This is a genomic window from Alcanivorax sp. (assembly GCF_019431375.1).
Lineage (GTDB): Bacteria > Pseudomonadota > Gammaproteobacteria > Pseudomonadales > Alcanivoracaceae > Alcanivorax > Alcanivorax jadensis_A.
In genome coordinates, this window is record NZ_CP080267.1 from 911,935 (window position 1) to 931,947 (window position 20,013).

The window sequence follows — 20,013 nt, forward strand, 5'->3', positions numbered from 1 at the left end:
ACTGCTCCTTAAAATTCAATGCCATCGATGGCGGCGACAGTCAGAATGTCCTTGTCCCCACGACCGGACAGGTTCACGACAATATTCTGATCCGGTGACATGGTTGGAGCCAGTTTGCGCGCATAGGCCAGCGCATGGGCCGATTCCAGAGCCGGCATGATGCCCTCCACCCGGGTCAGCTCACGGAACGCCGAGAGGGCCTCCTTGTCATCCGCAGACACATAGTTGACCCGACCCAGATCCTTCAACCAGGCGTGCTCCGGGCCGACGCCAGGATAATCCAGGCCAGCGGACACGGAATGGGTTTCGATGATCTGGCCGTTATCGTCTTCCATCAGGTAGGTACGGTTACCGTGCAGCACACCAGGGCGCCCGGCGCTCAGCGGTGCCGCATGACGACCGGTTTCGATGCCGTCGCCGGCGGCTTCCACACCGTACATGGCCACGTCATCGTCATTGAGGAAGGGATGGAACAGGCCAATGGCGTTGGAACCGCCACCCACACACGCTACCAGCGCATCCGGCAGTTTTCCGGCCTGCTTCAGGCTCTGCTCACGGGCTTCACGACCGATCACGCACTGGAAATCGCGCACCAGCAGCGGATACGGATGCGGGCCTGCCACGGTGCCGATGATGTAGAAGGTGTCGTCCACATTGGTGACCCAGTCACGCATGGCCTCGTTCATGGCATCTTTCAGGGTTTTCGAACCGGACGTCACCGGAATCACCTCGGCACCCAGCAGCTTCATGCGGTAGACGTTGAGCTTTTGCCGCTCCACATCCTCGGCCCCCATGTACACCTGGCACTTGAGCCCCAGCCGGGCCGCCACGGTGGCCGTTGCCACGCCATGCTGCCCTGCCCCGGTTTCCGCAATCACCCGCGGCTTGCCCATGTGCTTGGCCAACAGAGCCTGGCCGATGGTGTTGTTCACCTTGTGGGCACCGGTGTGGTTCAAATCTTCACGCTTGAGCCAGATCTTGGCGCCGCCGAGCTGCTTCGACCATCGCTCCGCCAGATACAACGGCGACGGGCGGCCCACATAATGGGCCAGGTCGTAATCGAAATCCGCGCGGAACTGCGGATCATCCTTGAGACGCTCATACATGGCAGCCAGATCGTCCAGAGCTCCCATCAGGGTCTCGGAAACAAAACAGCCGCCAAACTGGCCAAAATGGCCTCGGGCGTCAGGAAAAGCAGAAAAATCAGGGCGTTCAGACACCAGCTACTCCTCGTATTTTCGCACTTTTGATAAAGGCGCGGATGGCAGCCGGATCCTTGATCCCGCCACTGCGACCGCCCTGAACCGTCTTCTGTTCAACGCCGCCACTAACATCCACCGCCCATGGCCGTACCTGTGCCACGGCATCGGCCACATTGCCCGGATGCAGGCCACCGGCCAGCACCACAGGAAGGGGCAGATCCTTGGGTAACCTGCCCCAGTTAAAGGTTTCTCCGGTGCCACCGGGCACACCGGCCACATAGCTATCGACCAGCAACCCCGCTGCTTCCCGGTATTGCGCCGCACAGCGGTACAGATCCACATCGTCTTTCATGCGCACCGCCTTGATCCAGGGGCGCGAAAAGCGGGTACAGAACTGCGCGGGCTCATCACCATGAAATTGCAGCAGATCCAGCGGCACCTGGCTCAACACATGCTCTATGGCGGCTTGCGACGCATTCACGAACAAGCCAACCGTGGTCACGAACGGGGGCAGGCTGGCACAGATTGCCGCCGCCCGGGCGACCGTAACAAAACGGGGGCTGGGCTCGTAAAACACCAAACCAATGGCATCAGCACCGGCGCTTGCCGCCGCCAGTCCATCCTCAATGCGGGTGATGCCACAGATTTTGACCCGGGGTATGGTCATGGGTTCTCCAGTGTATCAAAAGCCCGACGGATTAGGGATTTTTCGGGGCATCAGCGAGAAATGATTCGCTGTCACCACCTTCATTATGCCTCAAGGGAATGGGGCAACCACAGGGGCCCCAACGGCTCTCTGGGTAGATGAAAGTGATCCGGATATTCGATATCCACCAGATACAGGCCAAATGGCGGTGCCGTTGCTGCCCCCTTGCGGCGGTCTTTGGACTCCAGCACCTCTCGGGCCCAGTGCGCCGGTCTCTTGCCCGCCCCGATCGTCATCAACACACCCGCCATATTACGCACCATATGCATCAAGAAGGCGTTAGCATGGGCCTCCAGCACGATCACCTTGCCGTATTCATACAGTCTCAGGCTGTGCAGGGTCTTGTGCGGTGACTTTGCCTGACAGTGCACACTGCGGTAAGCGGTAAAGTCATGGCTGCCAACCAGGTAATCGGCCGCTTCACGCATGGCGCCCAGATTTAGCGGTCGGTAATTCCAGGTCACCTGATTGCGGTACAGAGCCGGCGGGCGGGAGTGATTGTAGATAACGTAACGGTAACGGCGGCTGACAGCAGAAAAGCGGGCGTGGAATTCCTCGCTGACAGGGGTGGCCCAGCGCACAGTCACATCCCGTGGCAGATTGGTATTGCCGCCCATGATCCAGCTTTTCATCTCACGGGACGCATCGGAATCGAAATGCACCACCTGCCCGGTGCCGTGCACGCCAGCATCGGTGCGACCGGCACAGACCACCGCTACTGGATGGTCAGCCACTTTCGACAGCGCCTTCTCAAGACATTCCTGCACGGTTCTGACACCGGCCTGCTGAGTCTGCCAGCCACGAAAGTCGGTACCGTCGTATTCAATTCCAAGGGCAATACGGGCCATGACAACCTCAGTTGAAAGGTCAAAGCGAAAAGTTAAAACCCACACAAAGTGCCAGCCTGGCGATAAATCTGGGCCGCACTGCCAAGGTCTGCTTCGCAGCCCGGGCCTTCACCGTGTAACCCCGGCCGGGCGCGCACTTTTCCACTTTGAACTTTCAACTCGTAACTAAAACAAAAAGGGGGCGATACCTTAAGGCATCGCCCCCCTTTTTCCTAGCTCAGAACTGATCAGCCAACCTGCCCCATCAGTTCACGTGCTTCTGCCTGCTGCTGATCGGTACCTTCAGAGATGACCTCGTTGAGGATATCCCGGGCACCTTCAGTATCGCCCATGTCGATATAGGCTTTGGCCAGATCCAGTTTGGTGGCGTTTTCGTCGGTCTCGCCGAGGAAGTCGAAATCATCCTCGTCGCCGAGCACATCGCCGGCTGCCTGGGGGGCAGCAGGAGGCTCAATGTCGCCTTCCGGCTCGGCAGGGGCGACCGGAGCTTCCGGTTCCGGGGCTGGGATCGGCGCGTCGGAAGGAGATTCTTCCTGAACCGGCTCTTCATCCAGAGACAGGCTGTCGTCCTGATCGTCCAGCTGCAGGTCGTCGTCACCCAGCAGATCTTCCAGGGAAGCGGCCTGCTCGGAAGCCGGGGTCGGCTCGTCAGCGGGCATCTCCAGATCCAGGTCGGCGAGATCGTCCTTGTCGTCACTGTCCGCAGCACCGGCCAGGGATTTCTCTGCCTCGTCCAGTTCCAGGTCCAGGTCCGTCAGGGTGTCATCCGCACTTTCACCAGAGTCACCATCCAGATCCAGATCATCCAGAGAAAGATCAAGCTCTTCCTTACTGTCTTCGCTGTCGCCGGACTCGTCGAACTCGAGGCTCATGTCATCAAGATTCAGATCGCCGTACTCGGTATCATCATCGCCCAGGGATGAACTGCTGACGTCATCCAGCTCCAGAACCGGACTGGCACCCAGGGACTGCTTATCTGCATCGGATAGAGGCGCTTCCTGCTCTGCTTCCGGCTTGCTGTCGTCTTCAAAATCTAGGCTGAAATCATCCAGCGAAGCTGCATTGTCCTCAGAAGCATCCAGCATCAAGGTATTGTCGCCGTCGCCGTCGCCGTCTTCATCCGCGTCAAGCTCGAAATCGAAATCCGCCAGCTCGTCGCCCTGCTCCTCTTTTTCCTGATCACTTGAGGCGATGGAGAATGCTTCCGGCTCATCCGCCTGCATGGTGGGCACATCGTCGCCCAGATCAGAAGAGAGCCCCATCTCAAGATCATCCAGAGACAGCGCATCATCACCGCCGGAAGCCCGTGATACCACATTGCCTCCCAGACGGGCGATGGCGTCATCTACCTCCGGAGAAGTGCCGGCAAAAATGCTGGTCTGCTGCCGGAAAGCAGCATCGTCATTCATTTCCTTGAGGAGCTCCAGCAAACGGACTTTCAGATCGGCTCGCTGGGGATGCTTGTTGATCTCATTGCGCAGGAAGTCCACCGCCTGCGGGTAGCGACCATAGGCCACATAGACTTCCACGTCTTCCAGCGGGTCCTGGCTGCTGGTCTGCTCCGGAACTTCGGCTTCGTCATCCTGCTCACTGACTGTGCCGGCAACGACATCGTCATCATCCAGATTGAGCCCGAATTCATCCTGGCCCTCATCATTCAGGTCTTCAAACAGAGCACCACCAGCCTCTTCATCAGCATCATCCTTCTTCTTGCCTCGCAGCAGCAGGAAGAGCAACAGCAGAATGGCAATCAGTGCCAAGCCGATATACATCAGGTTATCCAGCAACAGATCAACTATACCACCCTGTTGCGGGGCAGGAGGCTGTGCAGGCGCAACCGGCTTGGGCTTGGCCACCTCCGGTGTTTTTTCCACTGCGGGCTCACCGGCAGCAACTGCTGGCTCGGCGTTATCCGACAGATCGGTGCCGGCACTTTCTGTACCTTCTGGATCTTCTGCGCCCTCAGCCTCTGCAGCATCATTCTCAGCAACACCAGTGTCCGTTGCCGCCACAGTCGCATCGCCCTGGGCTGCAGCATCAGCCTCGTCCTGCATCGGCTCGGAGCCTTCCTCACCAGAATCTGCCATATCGCCATCACTGCCGGCAGTGGCATCGATGTCATCATTCGCGGCAGACACTTCGGGCTCGGCGGGGTCTTCCATGAGCGGGTCTTCACCTTCCACGGCGACACCCTGTTCTTCGCGCAGCTTGCGGAGCTCTTCCTGCAACTGTGCAATCTGATCGTTACGCAGTTTCAGCAATTGCTCGCTGGTGCGGGTCTGCGCCTCCAGATCGTCAAGACGGGATTTCAGCTCGGAGTTTTCTCGGTCCAGACGGTCCAGGTTTTCGTCACGAATCGCCAACTCATTCTCAAGCACCGCGGTATTGGCACTACCCTCGCGGGCAGAACCAGTGCTGTCACCATCATCAACCCCAGCGGTAGATTCCGGAGAAACCAGTTTCACCTGGCCGGTGGTCGGTCCCGTCTCATTGTCGTCGCTATCTGCAACCTGACGACTGCCATCCAGCTGGGCACGTTGCTGAGGTACCTGAATACCACGGGCCTCCAGCATCTCCCGCCATTTCCGATTCTGGTCAGCCACTTCCACGATGGCACTGCGGGTGGAGATATTACGCACTTCCTGTTCGTTAGGGATGCGAAGCACCGTGCCTTCCCTAACCAGATTGACGTTATTGTTGATAAAGGCATCAGAGTTCATGGTCTGGATAGCGACCAGCATCTGCTGTACAGAAACACTTTCTGCCGGCCGATTATCCAGGGCGATACGCCACATGGTGTCGGACGCTTTCACCGTATAAGTGTTGCGCTGACCTGTGTCGGCCACTGGTTGGCTGCTAACTGTAGTCGGGCTGCCGGATTCCGGAGACGTTGCTTGTGTCGGTGATTGGGCGGCAGGACGACTCGGGGCGGATTGAGGCTCCTGCTCACTGCGACTAACCGGTTGCGGGACCCGGCTGATGGTTGGCGCAGTGGTAGCGGAGCTGTCAGCATAGCTGGGCGGGTCCAGCAACACCGTGTACTCACGCATCAGGCGGCCGGTGGGCCAGAGAAATTCCACCAGGAAATTCAGATAGGGTTCGCGAACCGGCTGATCCGTGGTGATATGCAACAACGCTTTATCACCAGCCAGCAGCTCAACCTCGAAATCCATACGGTTGAGAAAATAGGAGCGATCCACCCCGGCTGCGTCAAATTCGGCCTGCGACGCCAGATTCACAAGAATTTCCTCTGCGGTCAGATCACCGACCTCATGCAGAGAAATTTCCATATCCAGGGGTTGGTTAAGGTAGGAATTCAGCTCGTATTCCCCAACCCCTAAAGCCGCCGCTACGCCTGGTGACATGATTACCAGTGCGGTTAAGCCAAACCCAAGTTTTCGAAGCATGGTCGAACCCTTTATTTATTATGTTTCCCGCGCTCAGCCCGATCCCGCGGGCGCTACCGGACGAACCCGAGGCGGCAAGCAGTCCTATGACGCTGATCACACATTTTGCCCCAGGCAGGGGTCAAAACCTAGAAACCGCGTCACATAATGTCAGTAAGTATCCATTACAGATAGTCTTTTAGCAACTTCTCGACCACCTTCACCGCATTCAAAGCGGCCCCCCAACGGACATTGTCGGCGACGCTAAAATAGCTCAAACCGCCGCTGCCTTCCATGTCTTCCCGAGTTCGGGAAATCCGCAGGCAGGGCTCCCCTTCCACCGAGGCCACCGGAGACATGGCCTGGGGATCATCATTTTCCAGCACATCCAGGTCGCTCTGCCCTTCCCACACACCCAGGGCCTGGGCCATTGCCAAGGGCTGAATGCTACGAACCGACACACTCTGCCCGTGGCCATAGAAGACCGGAACCCGCACCGTGGTGACCTGTACCGACACGGGCTGGTCAGCCAGAATCCGACGGGTTTCCAGCATCAGCTTGAGCTCTTCGCTGGTAAAGCCGTTTTCCTGGACTTGCCCACTCACCGGCAGCACGTTGAAAGCGATCTGGGCCTGGGCGGCCTCACTGGGAGACAGGCCATTGAGCAGACGCACGCTCTGCTGGGCCAATTGATCCACCCCACTCCTACCGGTGGCTGACACGGCCTGAAACTGGGTCACCACCACCTCCTGCAGAGGGGCCAGATCAGCCAGGGGCTTGAGTGCCCGCACCAGCTGCACGGTGGCGGCATCAGCACAGGCAACCAGGTTGTTTTCCCGGGCCTGGGCCAGCAGCTCATCATTGACGTCGGCGACCAGCAACGGCACATCGGATTCATAACGAAACGCCGGTGACAGATCCACCGCCACTGCCCCGGCCTCCGCGGCACGGGGAGCCAGCTGCTGGCTAACCGTGGCGCCAGCAGCAAACAACGCCACCTCCACCTGGGAAAAGTCGAAGTCTTCAGCTTTTTTGACGGTCAGCGATTTGCCGGCAAAGGACACTTTGCCACCGGCTCCATTCTCTGATGCCAGCACAAAAAGCTCGCCAACCGGAAACTGCCGATCTGCAAGCAGCTTGATAATAGCCTCACCGACCAGCCCAGTTGCACCGACAATGGCAAGATTGATAGAGCGCATAGAAACCTCGCAAGAACGATGCTGCAGGGGCGACAATTATCCCCCCACAAATACAAACGCGGGCACGGCCTTGATACTACCTCGGCCCTGCCCGCGCTTTTCCACTTTCAACTTTTACTTTTTAGCGCTCCATAAGGATACGCAGCATACGGCGCAGCGGCTCCGCCGCACCCCACAGCAGCTGGTCACCCACGGTAAAGGCGTTCAGGTACTCGCCGCCCATGTTGAGCTTACGCAGACGACCCACCGGGATATTCAGGGTACCGGTTACCGCCGTGGGAGTCAGATCCCGCAGGGTAGCCTCTTTCTCGTTCGGCACCACTTTCACCCAGTCATTGGCCTTGCCGATGATGTCGTAGATTTCATCCAGCGGCACATCACGGGTGAGCTTCACGGTCAGGGCCTGGGCGTGGCAGCGCATCGCGCCGATACGCACACAGGTGCCATCCAGAGCGATGGGGTTCGCGCCACGGCCCAGAATCTTGTTGGTTTCTGCCTGGGCCTTCCACTCTTCCTTGCTCTGACCGTTTTCCATTTCCTTGTCGATCCAGGGCAACAGAGAGCCCGCCAGGGAATGACCGAAATGCTCGGTGGGCAGATCGCTGCTACGCATGGTGGCTGCCACCTGGCTGTCGATATCCAGAATCGCGCTGGCCGGATCAGCCAGTTTGTCGGCCACATCGCCGTGGATCTTGCCCATCTGGGCGATCAGCTCGCGCATGTTCTGTGCACCGGCACCGGATGCCGCCTGATAGGTCTGAGCGCTGGCCCATTCGACCAGGCCTTCATTGAACAGACCACCCAGAGCCATCAGCATCAGGCTGACAGTACAGTTGCCGCCGACGTAATCCTTGATTCCCTTGTCCAGGGCGCTGTCGATCACCTTGCGGTTCACCGGATCCAGCACGATAACGCTGTTGTCCGCCATGCGCAGGGCAGATGCGGCATCAATCCAGTAACCGTCCCAGCCGGCTTCACGCAGCTTGGGATACACCTCATTGGTGTAATCGCCACCCTGACAGGTCACGATCACATCCAGGCTTTTCAACTCATCAATGCTCTTGGCATCGCCCAGGGCAGGAATATCCTTGCCCACATCGGGGCCCGCCTGTCCGACCTGGGAGGTCGAGAAAAAGACCGGTTCGATATCTGCAAAATCATTTTCGGCAATCATGCGCTCCATCAGAACGGAACCCACCATGCCACGCCAGCCGACAAAACCGACTTTCTTCATTGGAAAACTGTCTCCTGAAAGGATTGCCCTTTCTATCTGTGAATAAACGGGTGAACGCGCTATTACGCCTGGGCCAGAGCTTCAGCCACGGCGTTACCCATCTCTTCAGTGCCCACTTTGCGAGTGCCCTCGGTGTAGATGTCCGCAGTACGCAACCCCTGATCCAGTACCCGCTCTACCGCAGCTTCAATGGCATCCGCCACATCACCGCGCTCCAGGCTGTAACGCATCAGCATGGCCAGCGACATGATGGTCGCCAACGGGTTGGCAATACCCTGGCCGGCAATATCCGGTGCCGAGCCGTGGCAGGGTTCGTACAAGCCCTTGCGGTTCTCGTCCAGGGACGCGGAGGGCAGCATCCCGATGGAGCCGGTGAGCATGGCGGCTTCATCGGAGAGAATGTCACCGAACAGGTTACCGGTGACAATCACATCAAACTGTTTTGGCGCACGCACCAACTGCATGGCCGCGTTGTCCACATACATGTGTGACAACTCGATCTCCGGGTAGGCTTTGGCCTCCTCGGTGACCACTTCTTTCCAGAGTTCAGTGACTTCCAGCACATTGGCCTTGTCCACAGAACAGACTCGCTTGCCACGCTTCATGGCCAGCTCGAACGCCACCTTGGCGATACGACGCATTTCCGACTCGGTGTAAACGTAGGTATTGAAACCCACGCGCTCGCCGTTCTCTTCCTTGATCCCACGGGGCTGACCGAAGTAGATGCCGCCGGTCAGCTCGCGAACAATCAGGATATCCAGACCGGAAACCACTTCGGGCTTCAGGCTGGAGGCATCCGCCAGTTGCGGAAACAGGATTGCCGGGCGCAGATTGGCAAACAGGCCGAGGGAGGAACGCAGGCGCAGCAGACCACGCTCCGGGCGCTTGTCCCGCTCAATGGCATCCCATTTGGGGCCGCCGATGGAGCCGAACAGAATCGCATCCGCAGCGCGGGCCTTGTCCAGGGTACTCTCCGGCAGCGGATCACCTTCCGCATCCACCGCCGCGCCGCCCACCAGGGCCTCATCCAGCTCTACATCGAGGCCAAACTTCTGTTTGGCGACATTCAGCACCTTCACCGCTTCATCCACGATCTCCGGGCCGATACCGTCACCGGGCAACACCAGTACCTTGCTCATTCCTGCTTCCTGTTTACTGCTATAACGAGGTTTAAAAGTTTTTGCTTACCAGCACATCGTCAGGTGCCGAGGCCTTGACCAGCTCCAGGGTGTAGTCACCCTTGTTGCCGGAAGATGGCTTCACTCGCACCTGGTAAATACCCTTTTCTTCAAAGGTATGGCGGAATTTGCCGAAACGCAGGATCCCGCCCTGGTCGGCGAACACTTCCACGGAACGTTCACCGGCATCAATAAACACCGACTCCACACCACCCTGCTCGGAAATACGGTCACCATCGACCTTGAAGATTTCCGCCTTGGCTGAGCTGCTGGTGGGCATCTGCCAACCACCGCCGTCATCACCTTTTGCAGCGGCGGAAAGCTGGTTGTCCACGCTCAGTTTGGCCGCATCACCTGCGTCCGGCTCGTTGTACATGCCGGTCGCACAACCGGCCAAAGTCAGTACTGACAGCAAAGATAAAATTCGCAACATGGTGTCGCCTCCTTGATTTTTCTTTTAATGATCCTGTCTTTCCTACTGAAAGATCCAGGGTTCCCGCTCGGCGCGGCGTGCTTCATAGGCACGAATGGTGTCTGCCTCGTTAAGCGTGAGGCCGATTTCATCCAGACCGTTGAGCAGACAGTGCTTGCGAAACTCATCAATCTCGAACGGCAGCGGCTCCCCGCTTTCCGGGATCACCTGCTGTTGCTCCAAATCAATGGTAATCCGAAAGCCTTCCTTCCCTTCCACCGCTCTGAACAGGGCTTCCACGTTATCCTCAGACAACACAATGGGCAATAACCCGTTTTTAAAGCAGTTGTTGTAGAAGATATCCGCAAAGCTCGGCGCGATGATGGCCTTGAAGCCGAAATCCATCAATGCCCAGGGGGCATGCTCCCGGCTGGAGCCACAGCCGAAGTTACGACGGGTAAGCAGAATGCTGGCGCCCTGATAACGGGGCTGGTTCAGCACAAAATCCTCGTTTTTCGGGCGCTGGCTGCTGTCCTGGCCAGGAAAACCCTCATCCAGGTAGCGCCACTCATCAAACAGATTCGGTCCGAAACCGGTACGTTTGATGGATTTGAGAAACTGCTTGGGAATGATCTGGTCGGTGTCCACATTGGCACGATCCAACGGTGCAACCAGCCCTTCCTGACGAATAAATTTTTCCATGATCTGCTCCTCAGGCCCGGTCGAGTTCGCGAATATCCACAAAATGGCCGGCGACTGCAGCAGCCGCTGCCATGGCCGGACTTACCAGATGTGTGCGACCACCATTGCCCTGACGACCTTCGAAATTACGGTTGGACGTGGACGCGCAGTGCTCCCCCGCTTCCAGGCGATCCGGATTCATGGCGAGGCACATGGAACAGCCTGGCTCACGCCATTCGAAGCCCGCGTCGGTAAAGACCTTATCCAGGCCTTCCTTCTCAGCCTGCTGCTTGACCAAACCGGAGCCCGGTACGACCAGCACCTGTTTCACGGAATCCGCTTTTTTCCGGCCCTTGGCCACCTCGGCAGCGGCTCGCAGGTCTTCAATACGGGAGTTGGTGCAGGAGCCGATGAATACCCGGTCCACCTTGATATCGGTGACAGGCATACCCGGCTTGAGCCCCATGTACTCATAGGCTCGCGTCATACCAGAGCGCTTCACCTCGTCACTTTCGGCAGCCGGATCCGGCAGGGAGGCATCCACCGGCACCACCATTTCCGGGCTGGTACCCCAGGAGACCTGCGGCTTGATGTCCGCTGCGTCGATGGTGATGTCCTGGGCGAATACTGCATCCTCGTCGGAAACCAGGGTGCGCCAGTATTCCACGGCCTTGTCCCAGTCTGCCCCACTGGGCGCAAAGGGACGGCCCTTGACGTAATCAATGGTGACATCATCCACCGCTACCATGCCGGCACGGGCACCTGCCTCGATGGACATATTGCAGATGGTCATGCGGCCTTCCATGGAGAGGCTGCGAATGGCACTGCCGGCAAATTCCAGCGCATAGCCGGTACCACCGGCGGTGCCGATAATGCCGATGATATGCAACACCACATCCTTGGCGGTAACACCCGGACCGAGCTCACCTTCCACGCTGACACGCATATTGTTCATTTTCTTGGCCACCAGCGTCTGGGTGGCCAACACATGCTCCACCTCACTGGTACCGATACCGTGGGCCAAACAGGCCAGCGCCCCGTTGGTGGAGGTATGCGAATCACCGCAGACCACGGTCATACCGGGCACCACTGCGCCCTGCTCCGGGGCCATCACGTGAACGATACCCTGGCGCACATCGCCGATGCCGAATTCGGTAATGCCGAATTCCCGGGTGTTGTCCTGCAGGGTCTGCACTTGGATCCGGGAGGTTTCATCCACAATTTCAGCAGCTGACTTGAACGGCGTAGTGGGCACGTTATGGTCGATCGTCGCCACGCTGGCACCAGTACGCCAAGGTTTACGGCCAGCCAGACGCAGCCCCTCAAACGCCTGGGGCGAGGTCACCTCATGGATGATCTGGCGATCGATATAGATCAGTGCGGAGCCATCCTCACGCTCGGTGACGAGATGGGCGTCCCACAATTTGTCATAGAGGGTCTTGCCGGCCATGTTTCTCTCCCTGCGTCGCACTGCAGCAACTTCACCATTGCGACTGGTTTGTCAATAACGATTAATGTAGGGTTCACCCATCAATAAATCCAATTCATATTTTTCATTTTTAAGATAACCAATTATTATCTCGCAACCGAACAACTGGATGCCCCGGGAATGATAGATACGCCGACCCTCAGCGCCTTCATGGCGGTGGCCGAAACCGGCTCGTTTTCTGCCGCCGCAGAGCGCCTCTACATCACCCAACCCGCCATCAGCAAGCGTATTGCCCTGCTCGAACAGCAGCTTGGCGCTCGCCTGTTTGACCGGGTAGGTCGTCAGATCCAGCTCACCGAAGCTGGCCGCTCCCTGCTGCCGCGGGCCCGGCAGGTGCTGATGGACGTGGAAGACATGGCCCGGGCCATTCACGATCTGTCCGGTTCGGTCACCGGCAAGTTGCGCATCGGTACCAGCCACCATATCGGCCTGCATCGCCTGCCGCCGGTACTGCGACAATTCTCCCGGGACTATCCGAAGGTAGAGCTGGACATTCATTTTATCGATTCGGAAGAAGCCTGGGAGGGGGTGCTGCACGGGGAACTGGAAATGGGTGTAGTCACCCTGCCACCACAGCCAGATGATCGTCTGCAAAGTGATGTGATATGGCGCGATCCCCTGGTGTTCATGTGCGCACCCGAGCACCCGCTGGCCAAGGTGGAAAATATCACCCTGGAAACCCTTACCGGCTACAGTGCCATTCTGCCGTCACCGGTCACTTTCACCCGTGGCATTGTAGAGCGATTGTTTGACGAGCATAACCTGAAGCTCAATATCGCCATGTCCACCAATTATCTGGAAACCATTCACATGATGGTGTCCATCGGTCTGGGCTGGAGCGTACTGCCCGCCACCATGGTAGATGGCTCTGTGGTGGAGCTGGCCGTGGATGTACCGTTACCGGAGCGGGAGCTGGGGGTGGTTATCCACCCTGCCCGTACCCGCTCCAATGCCGCCAAGGCATTTTTGCAGGCACTGGAAGCATCCGGACTGTAACGGTTTCAATCCCTATCTGTTCGAGCTGGTCACCCCGCCCACGATCAACAACATGGCCGCCAGTAGCGCGGCCAGTGCCGCTCCGTAAAAGAGATTCGCCCCCCACTGCTGCCAGAACAAGCCGGACAAGCCGGCCCCTGCAGCCCAGCCCGCACCGAAACCCAGGCTGGAATACAGGGCCTGCCCCTGGCCACCCAGCGACGCCCCGAATTGCTTGTGCATCCAGGCAATACTGGCGGCATGGAAACTGCCAAAACTGGCCGCGTGGAGCAGCTGAGCCAGGGCCAGCCAGAACAATGAATCTGCCACCATGCCGATCACCAGCCAGCGCAGTGCCGCCAGCAACAGACTGCCCACCAGAATCCAGGGGATCGACCATCGCTGCAACAGCCGATGCATCAGCAGAAACAGCCCCACCTCCGCCAGCACCCCCAGGGCCCACAGACTTCCTACCACGAACTTGCTGAAGCCAAGATCCTCCAGGTAGATGCTGTAGAAGGTGTAGTAAGGCCCGTGGGACAGCTGCATCAGAAACGCCGCCACCAGAAACAGGGAAACCGCCGGTCGACGCAACACGGTCCATACTGACGGCCCACCCGCTTCCCGATGACGCACCTGCCCGTCACCCGCCGGCAGGGTCAGGGTACCCAGCCACAGCAGCCACAGCAGCGCACTTAGCACCCAGGGCAGCAAATCGGTTCCAAGCCGGTCCAGCGCCTCGCCGAGCACCAGCACCGCCAGAATAAACCCTACCGAGCCCCACAGGCGCACATGGCTGTAACGATGGGACTGGTGCCCCAGGGATTGCAGGGTGAGCACTTCAAACTGGGCCAGCACCGCGTTCCAGAAGAAGCTGAACGACACCAGCAGTGCCGCCATGGACCAGAACTGGTCTATCCAGAATACCGGCAGGAATACCACCGCCGCCAACAAGTTGCCGGCACGAATGATACGAAGACGCTGGCCGCTGCGATCCGCCAGCCAACCCCACAGGTTAGGCGCACCAATCTTGGTCAACTGGGGAATGGCCATCAGCAGACCGATGGCGGCAGCGCTGAATCCCAGGTCTTTCAGATACAGGGACCAGTAAGGGACCAGGGCGCCCAACAGTCCAAAATAGAGGAAATAGAAGCCTGACAGTCGCCAGTAGTAAGGCATTAGGGGCTGAACCTTGGCGTGGCGGTTAAATGAATGGAAGGCCGGACGTCTGATGTCAGACATCCGGCGCTAAATCAAACCTGCCGTAGGAGCGTCGCTGGCGGCGCGATCAAAGGCGTTAAACAGCAATGTAACCACAGAGATCGCCGAGGAAAAGACTGGTTTTTTCTGTGGCCTCTGTGGTGAAAATGCTTTTGATTGCGCGTTATCGCGCCGCCAGCGACGCTCCTACGGATGGTGAGCCATTTAAATCGGCGGGAAAGGCGGTTTCACATCACCGTTCTGGGCCCGATGGCGCAAACAGTGATCCATCAGCACCAGTGCCAGCATGGCTTCGGCGATAGGAGTGGCACGCACACCCACACACGGATCGTGGCGACCCTTGGTTACCACTTCCACCGGCTTGCCTTGAAGATCAATACTCTTGCCGGGAATCAGAATGCTGGAGGTGGGCTTGAGTGCCATGGCCACACGAATGGTCTGGCCGGAGCTGATGCCACCGAGAACGCCGCCGGCATGGTTGCTGAGAAACCCTTCTGGTGTCATCTCATCGCGGTGTTGCTCGCCGCGCTGATTGACCACCGCAAAACCGTCGCCCACTTCCACACCCTTGACTGCATTGATAGACATCATTGCTTTTGCCAGATCCGCGTCGATTCGGTCGAATACCGGCTCACCCCAGCCCGGCGGGACGCCGTCGGCAAATACTTCCACCCGCGCACCAATGGAAGACCCGTCCTTGCGCAGGGCATTAATGAGCGCTTCCAGTTCCGGCACCTTGTCTGCATCCGGGAAGAAAAACGGATTGCTGTTTACCGCGGCCCAGTCGAACTGCTCTGCCTTGATCGCACCGATCTGGGTGCAACCACCGTAGATGCGGATCCCCTGTGTCTGCTCCAGGTACTTGCGGGCAATGGCGCCGGCAGCCACACGCATGGCCGTTTCCCTGGCAGAAGACCGGCCACCGCCCCGGTAATCGCGAAACCCGTATTTCTGGGTATAGGTGTAGTCCGCATGCCCGGGCCGGAAAGTGGTGGCAATGTCCGAATAGTCCTTGGACTTCTGGTCCGTATTTTCGATCAGCAAGCCGATGGACGTGCCGGTGGTCTTGCCTTCGAACACACCGGAAAGAATCTTCACCTGATCCGGCTCACGACGCTGGGTGGTGTAGCGGCTGGTGCCAGGCTTGCGCCGGTCCAGCTCCACCTGCAAATCTTCCTCGCTGATTTCCAGTCCCGGCGGGCAGCCATCCACGATGGCCCCCAGTGCCAGGCCATGACTCTCACCAAAGGTGGTGATGCGAAAACGTTCACCGAAACTGTTGCCGGACATGCGGATCCTCAAAAAAGCATTGGGCCATTGCTTGCCCTCTCACCTGCAAAGGGAGAGACGCGTCAGCGGCTCAGAAAGAAAACTGTTCCCGGTATTCTAGCAGCTGTTGACGGGTAAGCATGAATACCCCGTGACCGCCGCGCTCAAATTCGAACCAGAAGAAAGGCACCTCGGGCCACTGATTGACCATGGCTTCCCAGCTATTGCCCACCTCCACAATCAATACCCCGTGCTCGGTAAGCTGATCCGGGGCATCGCGCAGCAGGCGACGAGTAAAGTCCAGGCCATCGTCCCCTGAAGCCAGTGCCAGCTCCGGTTCGTGGCGGTATTCATCAGGAAGGCTGGCCATATCCTGCGCATCCACGTAGGGCGGATTGGAGACAATCAGGTCATAGGGCCCATCCACCTGGGCCAGGCCATCGGAATGCAGGGCTCTCACCTGCCCTTCCAGGCCGTGGCGGCGGATGTTGTCCTCACAGACCTCCAGGGCTTCGTCACTGATATCACTGCCATCCACCCGCGCCTGCTCGAAAGCGTAGGCACAGGCAATGGCAATGCAGCCACTGCCGGTGCACAGGTCCAGCACCGCATGGACATGATCCGGTTCTACCCAGGGGGTGAAGGATTGCTCGATCAGTTCCGCCAGCGGTGAGCGGGGAATCAGCACCCGCTCGTCCACGTAAAAGGGCAACCCGCAGAACCAGGCCTCATGGGTCAGGTAAGGCACCGGCACCCGCTCGTTAACACGCCGAGACAGGAGCTCAAGGTAATCACTGACTTCAGAGGGCAACAGGCGGGCGTCAAGGATACGTGGGTCACTTTGCAGCGGCAGGGACAAGGTGTGCATCAACAAGGCCAGCGCCTCATCCCAGGGATCGTCATTGCCGTGACCAAAGAAGACCTCGCCGGCACGCAGGGCACTCTCCCCGAAACGCAGGCAATCCCTGACGGTCTGCAGGGCGGTAACGGCTTCTTTGTGTTGTTGCGGACTAATCACGGCATCCTCCTCGAGCAGGCGCCGAAGATTAGCACAGAATCCACGGTGAAAGCCTGCCAGAGAAGAACTTGTTGGCCTGGAGACAGGTATGCCTGGACTTGCGCTGAAAATCATGTGCGTTATCGCAATATCAGCACACGGAATCAGGTGCCATCATTTTCAGGAGCAGCTGGATTGCGTATAAAATACTGACACATTGCCTATGAAAGGATAAGCATGACTGCAGTTACGGTGTCACAAGACGGCCCCTTCACCCTGGTAGATCTTAAAAACGGCACCCTGGTGGACATGCGCGTGGAACTGTCGATCTATAGGCAGCGGCTGACCCTGTTCAATATGAATCGTCATCGCAAGCAGCTGGCGATCTACGTGGGGCGCATCCGCGGACTGGATTTCACCGCCGCGCGATATGCGTGTGGTGAAGATTTTGAACAGATTACCGAAGCCAAGGTGCTGGTGTTGGAAAGCGTCCTAAACCGCACCTTTGCCAACATGATGCTGACCCTGAACAAACCGCAATTTCCGGTCTACGTTTGTGGCAGCCTGGCACAGGCCAAAGCCTGTCTTCAGGAAAACCACCTCACGGGGGGACAGTGAGCGCGATCTGGTTACTGAAAACCGAACCCGATACCTTTTCCATTGATGACTTGCGGGCATGCCCTGACAGCACCAGCGGCTGGGACGGGGTGCGCAACTACCAGGCTCGCAATCGGCTGCGCGACGAAATGCGCAAAGGCGATACCGTGCTTATCTATCATTCCAGTTGTCCTAAGCCTGCCATTGTTGGCGAAGCGTGTGTGGTCAGTGATCCATACCCGGACCCTAGCCAGTTTGATGCCGACTCAGCCGGGTTCGACAATCGCAGCACCCATGAAAACCCCCGCTGGTATCAGGTGGATATTCGTTACGTGTGTACCTATCCACAGCCCCTACTGTTAAAAGACCTGCGACAGGACGTGGAATTCACCGATATGGAATTGGTGCGTCGCCCCCGCCTGTCGGTACAGAAAGTTGCCGAACGCCAATTCCAGCGAATTCAGCAACTCTGCCAGGCAGAGAACGCCAGCCCCTGACAGACGGACCAACCCGGTGCACACTGGCGCACCATGGCAACGCCACGCCCCAAACCCGGGCACACGAATACGAAAAAAGCACCACTACCACCGCCATTCATCTTCCTGCCAGCTTGGCACAACCGTTGCAATCACCCCTCCGTCACTATCACGAATGGGGTTCATCTCATGTCACAGCGCCGCTTACCCTGGTTTTCCTTGTTGCTATTTCCCGGGCTGGCCAGAGCGGACTCGCTCAGCGCCGTCGATACGGTCTGGATTGCCGTTGCCGCCGCCCTCGTGTTCTTCATGCAGGCCGGATTTGCGTTGTTGGAAAGCGGCCTGAGCCGTGCCAAGAACGCGCTCAATGTGGTAATGAAAAACTACATGGACCTGTGCGTTGGCACCCTGGTGTTCTGGGGCGTGGGCTTTGGCCTGATGTTCGGCACCAGCAGCACCGGCTGGTTCGGCGAGGACCAGTTCATGCTCAGCCAGGCCGACGGCAGCACCTGGGCCATGCTGCTATTCCAGATCATGTTTGCGGCCACCGCTGCCACGATCGCCTCCGGGGCCATGGCAGAGCGTACCCGTTATGTGGGCTACCTGTGCGGGGCGGTGGTCATCACCGGGCTGATCTATCCGCTCTACGGCCACTGGGCCTGGAACAGTGACGGCTGGCTGGCAAAACTGGGCTTTATTGATTTTGCCGGTTCCACGGTCGTACACAGCATTGGCGGCTGGTGTGCCCTGGCCGGGGTGCTGGTGGTGGGACCTCGACTGGGTCGTTTTGACAGTCACGGCCAGCCCCGCGCCATCCCCGGTCATAATCTCTCCTACGTGGCCCTGGGCGGTTTTGTTCTCTGGTTCGGCTGGTTCGGCTTTAATGGTGGCTCCACCCTGGCCGCCAGCGTGGATATTGCCAAGGTGAACCTGAACACGCAGCTCGCCGCCGCCGCAGGTGCGGTGGGCAGCGTGATCTACCGCATGGTCAGCCGCCGACCGATTCTGTTGACGGAAACCGTCAACGGAAGCCTGGCCGGACTAGTGGCTGTCACTGCGGGCTGCGCCGTGATGACACCGGGATTTGCTGTGCTCACCGGCCTGGTCGCCGGTGCGCTAGCGGCCTTCGGGGCGAGAATGTTACTGGCGTTGCGTCTCGATGATGTGGTCGGCGCGGTGCCGGTACATGCTTTCGCCGGCGCCTGGGGCACCCTGGCCGCTGGCCTGTTCTACGATGGCGACCTGTTCAACCCGGAACGGATTACCGTGCAACTGCTGGGCATCGTAGTCGCGTTTGGCTGGGCATTCTTCACTGCCCTGGTGATGTACATGCTGGTGTCCGTGCTCTCTGGCCTGCGGGCACCTGCCCTGCATGAACAACGCGGCCTGGACCTGAGCGAGCATGCGGAAAGCGGCTACCCCGAATTCCCCCAGAATACCCTCTACAACAGTGAATTAAGCAGCCCGGCGGAGTCCCGTCCATGAGCCAGGATCTGCAACGTCGACGGCGCGCCATTGTTACCGGGCTGACCCCCTACATGAACGAACCGCTGGTGCTGGAGGCACTGAGCCTCTGGCAACAGAATTACGCCGAACGGCCGCGATTTTCCCTGCAGGGCTTTGTCAGTGAGCTTTGCCAGTTATTCGACCTGAGTGAGCGTCGGCATCAAATTCATATGAGCCTGGTGCAGGCGATGACCCTGTCTGAGCGGGAACTGGCCGACGATCCGCTGGCAGACAGCGGCGAAAGACACGCGCAGGAACACCCCTGTAGCCAGGCTTTCGAGCAGATGATGCGCTCGCTGTGGGACGGCATCGGCGCCCGGGCGGCCAGCCAGCTGCGCCTGGACCTGGCTGCCCAGTTGCGCAGCAATAAGGTGGGTACGGAAATCCGGCTGACCATGGAATACTGGCTGCAATCCCCGGATCGCCCCCTTGCCCCTCTGGCATTAACCGCTCTGCGCGATCAGCTGAATCGTACCTATATACTGCTGTGCGAACGACTCGGCCCGGTGGAAGCCGATCAACAACTGAAGGCGGCCTACCAGAAAACCCTGAGCAGCCAGGTTGACCCTGCGGCACTGCGCCAGTTGCTGTGAAACGCTGCACTTCCTGCCATTGCCGCCATGTGACAGCACCAAGG

General features: G+C 58.7%; 18 protein-coding genes. 5 read left to right on the plus strand and 13 right to left on the minus strand.

The features are described 5' to 3' along the window. Positions 1–8: 8 nt before the first annotated feature. From trpB to leuC, 10 genes are all read right to left on the minus strand, one after another. Complete coding sequence (gene trpB / locus KZ772_RS04130) at positions 9–1,220, minus strand: tryptophan synthase subunit beta (RefSeq protein ID WP_290538590.1); 1,212 nt, start codon at positions 1,218–1,220, stop codon at positions 9–11. Next, positions 1,213–1,869, minus strand: coding sequence for a phosphoribosylanthranilate isomerase (locus tag KZ772_RS04135; RefSeq protein WP_290538591.1), 657 nt, complete (start codon positions 1,867–1,869; stop codon positions 1,213–1,215). Before KZ772_RS04135 ends, trpB begins: the two co-directional genes overlap by 8 nt. Positions 1,870–1,952: 83 nt before the next feature. Beyond that, a complete protein-coding gene (gene truA, locus KZ772_RS04140) occupies positions 1,953–2,756 on the minus strand; it encodes a tRNA pseudouridine(38-40) synthase TruA (RefSeq protein WP_290538592.1) in 804 nt (267 codons plus the stop codon). Positions 2,757–2,983: 227 nt separating this feature from the next. Further along, positions 2,984–6,163 (minus strand): FimV/HubP family polar landmark protein, encoded by a 3,180-nt coding sequence (locus KZ772_RS04145; protein ID WP_290538593.1) that lies wholly within the window; start codon positions 6,161–6,163, stop codon positions 2,984–2,986. Positions 6,164–6,327: 164 nt separating this feature from the next. Next, entirely contained in the window at positions 6,328–7,341 is a 1,014-nt protein-coding gene (locus tag KZ772_RS04150) for an aspartate-semialdehyde dehydrogenase (RefSeq protein ID WP_290538594.1), read from the minus strand. A 121-nt stretch (positions 7,342–7,462) separates the two neighbouring features. Then, entirely contained in the window at positions 7,463–8,575 is a 1,113-nt protein-coding gene (asd, locus tag KZ772_RS04155; RefSeq protein ID WP_290538595.1) for an aspartate-semialdehyde dehydrogenase, read from the minus strand. 62 nt (positions 8,576–8,637) lie between these two features. Then, entirely contained in the window at positions 8,638–9,714 is a 1,077-nt protein-coding gene (leuB, locus tag KZ772_RS04160) for a 3-isopropylmalate dehydrogenase (protein WP_290538596.1), read from the minus strand. A 31-nt stretch (positions 9,715–9,745) separates the two neighbouring features. Continuing rightward, complete coding sequence (locus tag KZ772_RS04165; protein ID WP_290538597.1) at positions 9,746–10,186, minus strand: hypothetical protein; 441 nt, start codon at positions 10,184–10,186, stop codon at positions 9,746–9,748. Positions 10,187–10,228: 42 nt separating this feature from the next. Beyond that, the gene (leuD, locus tag KZ772_RS04170) at positions 10,229–10,867 is read right to left on the minus strand and encodes a 3-isopropylmalate dehydratase small subunit (RefSeq protein WP_290538598.1); all 639 of its coding nucleotides are present in this window, start codon (positions 10,865–10,867) and stop codon (positions 10,229–10,231) included. A gap of 10 nt (positions 10,868–10,877) precedes the next feature. Beyond that, complete coding sequence (gene leuC, locus KZ772_RS04175) at positions 10,878–12,296, minus strand: 3-isopropylmalate dehydratase large subunit (RefSeq protein ID WP_290538599.1); 1,419 nt, start codon at positions 12,294–12,296, stop codon at positions 10,878–10,880. Positions 12,297–12,455: 159 nt separating this feature from the next. Here leuC and KZ772_RS04180 point away from each other — a divergent pair, with 159 nt between their 5' ends. Further along, positions 12,456–13,331 carry a LysR family transcriptional regulator gene (locus KZ772_RS04180; RefSeq protein WP_082810792.1) on the plus strand — a complete coding sequence of 292 codons (876 nt, stop codon included), beginning with the start codon at positions 12,456–12,458 and terminating at the stop codon, positions 13,329–13,331. Between the two features lie 12 nt (positions 13,332–13,343). Here the strand turns inward: KZ772_RS04180 and KZ772_RS04185 are convergent, their stop codons facing one another. The 3 genes from KZ772_RS04185 to prmB form a co-directional block, all read right to left on the minus strand. Next, entirely contained in the window at positions 13,344–14,552 is a 1,209-nt protein-coding gene (locus tag KZ772_RS04185; RefSeq protein WP_365870805.1) for an MFS transporter, read from the minus strand. Positions 14,553–14,735: 183 nt separating this feature from the next. Then, positions 14,736–15,821: a chorismate synthase gene (gene aroC / locus KZ772_RS04190; protein ID WP_290538600.1), complete on the minus strand. Its 1,086-nt coding sequence runs from the start codon at positions 15,819–15,821 to the stop codon at positions 14,736–14,738. Positions 15,822–15,891: 70 nt separating this feature from the next. Next, a complete protein-coding gene (prmB, locus tag KZ772_RS04195) occupies positions 15,892–16,818 on the minus strand; it encodes a 50S ribosomal protein L3 N(5)-glutamine methyltransferase (RefSeq protein ID WP_290538601.1) in 927 nt (308 codons plus the stop codon). 216 nt (positions 16,819–17,034) lie between these two features. Here prmB and KZ772_RS04200 point away from each other — a divergent pair, with 216 nt between their 5' ends. The 4 genes from KZ772_RS04200 to KZ772_RS04215 all read left to right on the plus strand — a co-directional run bounded on the left by KZ772_RS04200 (position 17,035) and on the right by KZ772_RS04215 (position 19,969). Next, complete coding sequence (locus KZ772_RS04200) at positions 17,035–17,415, plus strand: hypothetical protein (protein WP_290538602.1); 381 nt, start codon at positions 17,035–17,037, stop codon at positions 17,413–17,415. Continuing rightward, positions 17,412–17,891 carry an EVE domain-containing protein gene (locus KZ772_RS04205; RefSeq protein ID WP_290538603.1) on the plus strand — a complete coding sequence of 160 codons (480 nt, stop codon included), beginning with the start codon at positions 17,412–17,414 and terminating at the stop codon, positions 17,889–17,891. The genes KZ772_RS04200 and KZ772_RS04205 overlap by 4 nt, the downstream gene beginning before the upstream one ends. Before the next feature lie 168 nt (positions 17,892–18,059). Beyond that, complete coding sequence (locus tag KZ772_RS04210) at positions 18,060–19,355, plus strand: ammonium transporter (protein WP_290538604.1); 1,296 nt, start codon at positions 18,060–18,062, stop codon at positions 19,353–19,355. After that, entirely contained in the window at positions 19,352–19,969 is a 618-nt protein-coding gene (locus tag KZ772_RS04215) for a hypothetical protein (RefSeq protein WP_290538605.1), read from the plus strand. The genes KZ772_RS04210 and KZ772_RS04215 overlap by 4 nt, the downstream gene beginning before the upstream one ends. Positions 19,970–20,013: the final 44 nt, after the last annotated feature.

Bases quoted from the DNA above. Each gene is read 5' to 3' on its own strand.
- KZ772_RS04150 (WP_290538594.1), bottom strand. From the start codon at position 7,341: ATGCGCTCTATCAATCTTGCCATTGTCGGTGCAACTGGGCTGGTCGGT.
- KZ772_RS04165 (WP_290538597.1), bottom strand. From the start codon at position 10,186: ATGTTGCGAATTTTATCTTTGCTGTCAGTACTGACTTTGGCCGGTTGT.
- KZ772_RS04200 (WP_290538602.1), top strand. From the start codon at position 17,035: ATGACTGCAGTTACGGTGTCACAAGACGGCCCCTTCACCCTGGTAGAT.
- KZ772_RS04145 (WP_290538593.1), bottom strand. From the start codon at position 6,163: ATGCTTCGAAAACTTGGGTTTGGCTTAACCGCACTGGTAATCATGTCA.
- truA (WP_290538592.1), bottom strand. From the start codon at position 2,756: ATGGCCCGTATTGCCCTTGGAATTGAATACGACGGTACCGACTTTCGT.
- asd (WP_290538595.1), bottom strand. From the start codon at position 8,575: ATGAAGAAAGTCGGTTTTGTCGGCTGGCGTGGCATGGTGGGTTCCGTT.
- KZ772_RS04180 (WP_082810792.1), top strand. From the start codon at position 12,456: ATGATAGATACGCCGACCCTCAGCGCCTTCATGGCGGTGGCCGAAACC.
- KZ772_RS04135 (WP_290538591.1), bottom strand. From the start codon at position 1,869: ATGACCATACCCCGGGTCAAAATCTGTGGCATCACCCGCATTGAGGAT.
- KZ772_RS04215 (WP_290538605.1), top strand. From the start codon at position 19,352: ATGAGCCAGGATCTGCAACGTCGACGGCGCGCCATTGTTACCGGGCTG.
- leuC (WP_290538599.1), bottom strand. From the start codon at position 12,296: ATGGCCGGCAAGACCCTCTATGACAAATTGTGGGACGCCCATCTCGTC.
- KZ772_RS04210 (WP_290538604.1), top strand. From the start codon at position 18,060: ATGTCACAGCGCCGCTTACCCTGGTTTTCCTTGTTGCTATTTCCCGGG.
- leuD (WP_290538598.1), bottom strand. From the start codon at position 10,867: ATGGAAAAATTTATTCGTCAGGAAGGGCTGGTTGCACCGTTGGATCGT.
- leuB (WP_290538596.1), bottom strand. From the start codon at position 9,714: ATGAGCAAGGTACTGGTGTTGCCCGGTGACGGTATCGGCCCGGAGATC.
- aroC (WP_290538600.1), bottom strand. From the start codon at position 15,821: ATGTCCGGCAACAGTTTCGGTGAACGTTTTCGCATCACCACCTTTGGT.
- KZ772_RS04185 (WP_365870805.1), bottom strand. From the start codon at position 14,552: ATGTCTGACATCAGACGTCCGGCCTTCCATTCATTTAACCGCCACGCC.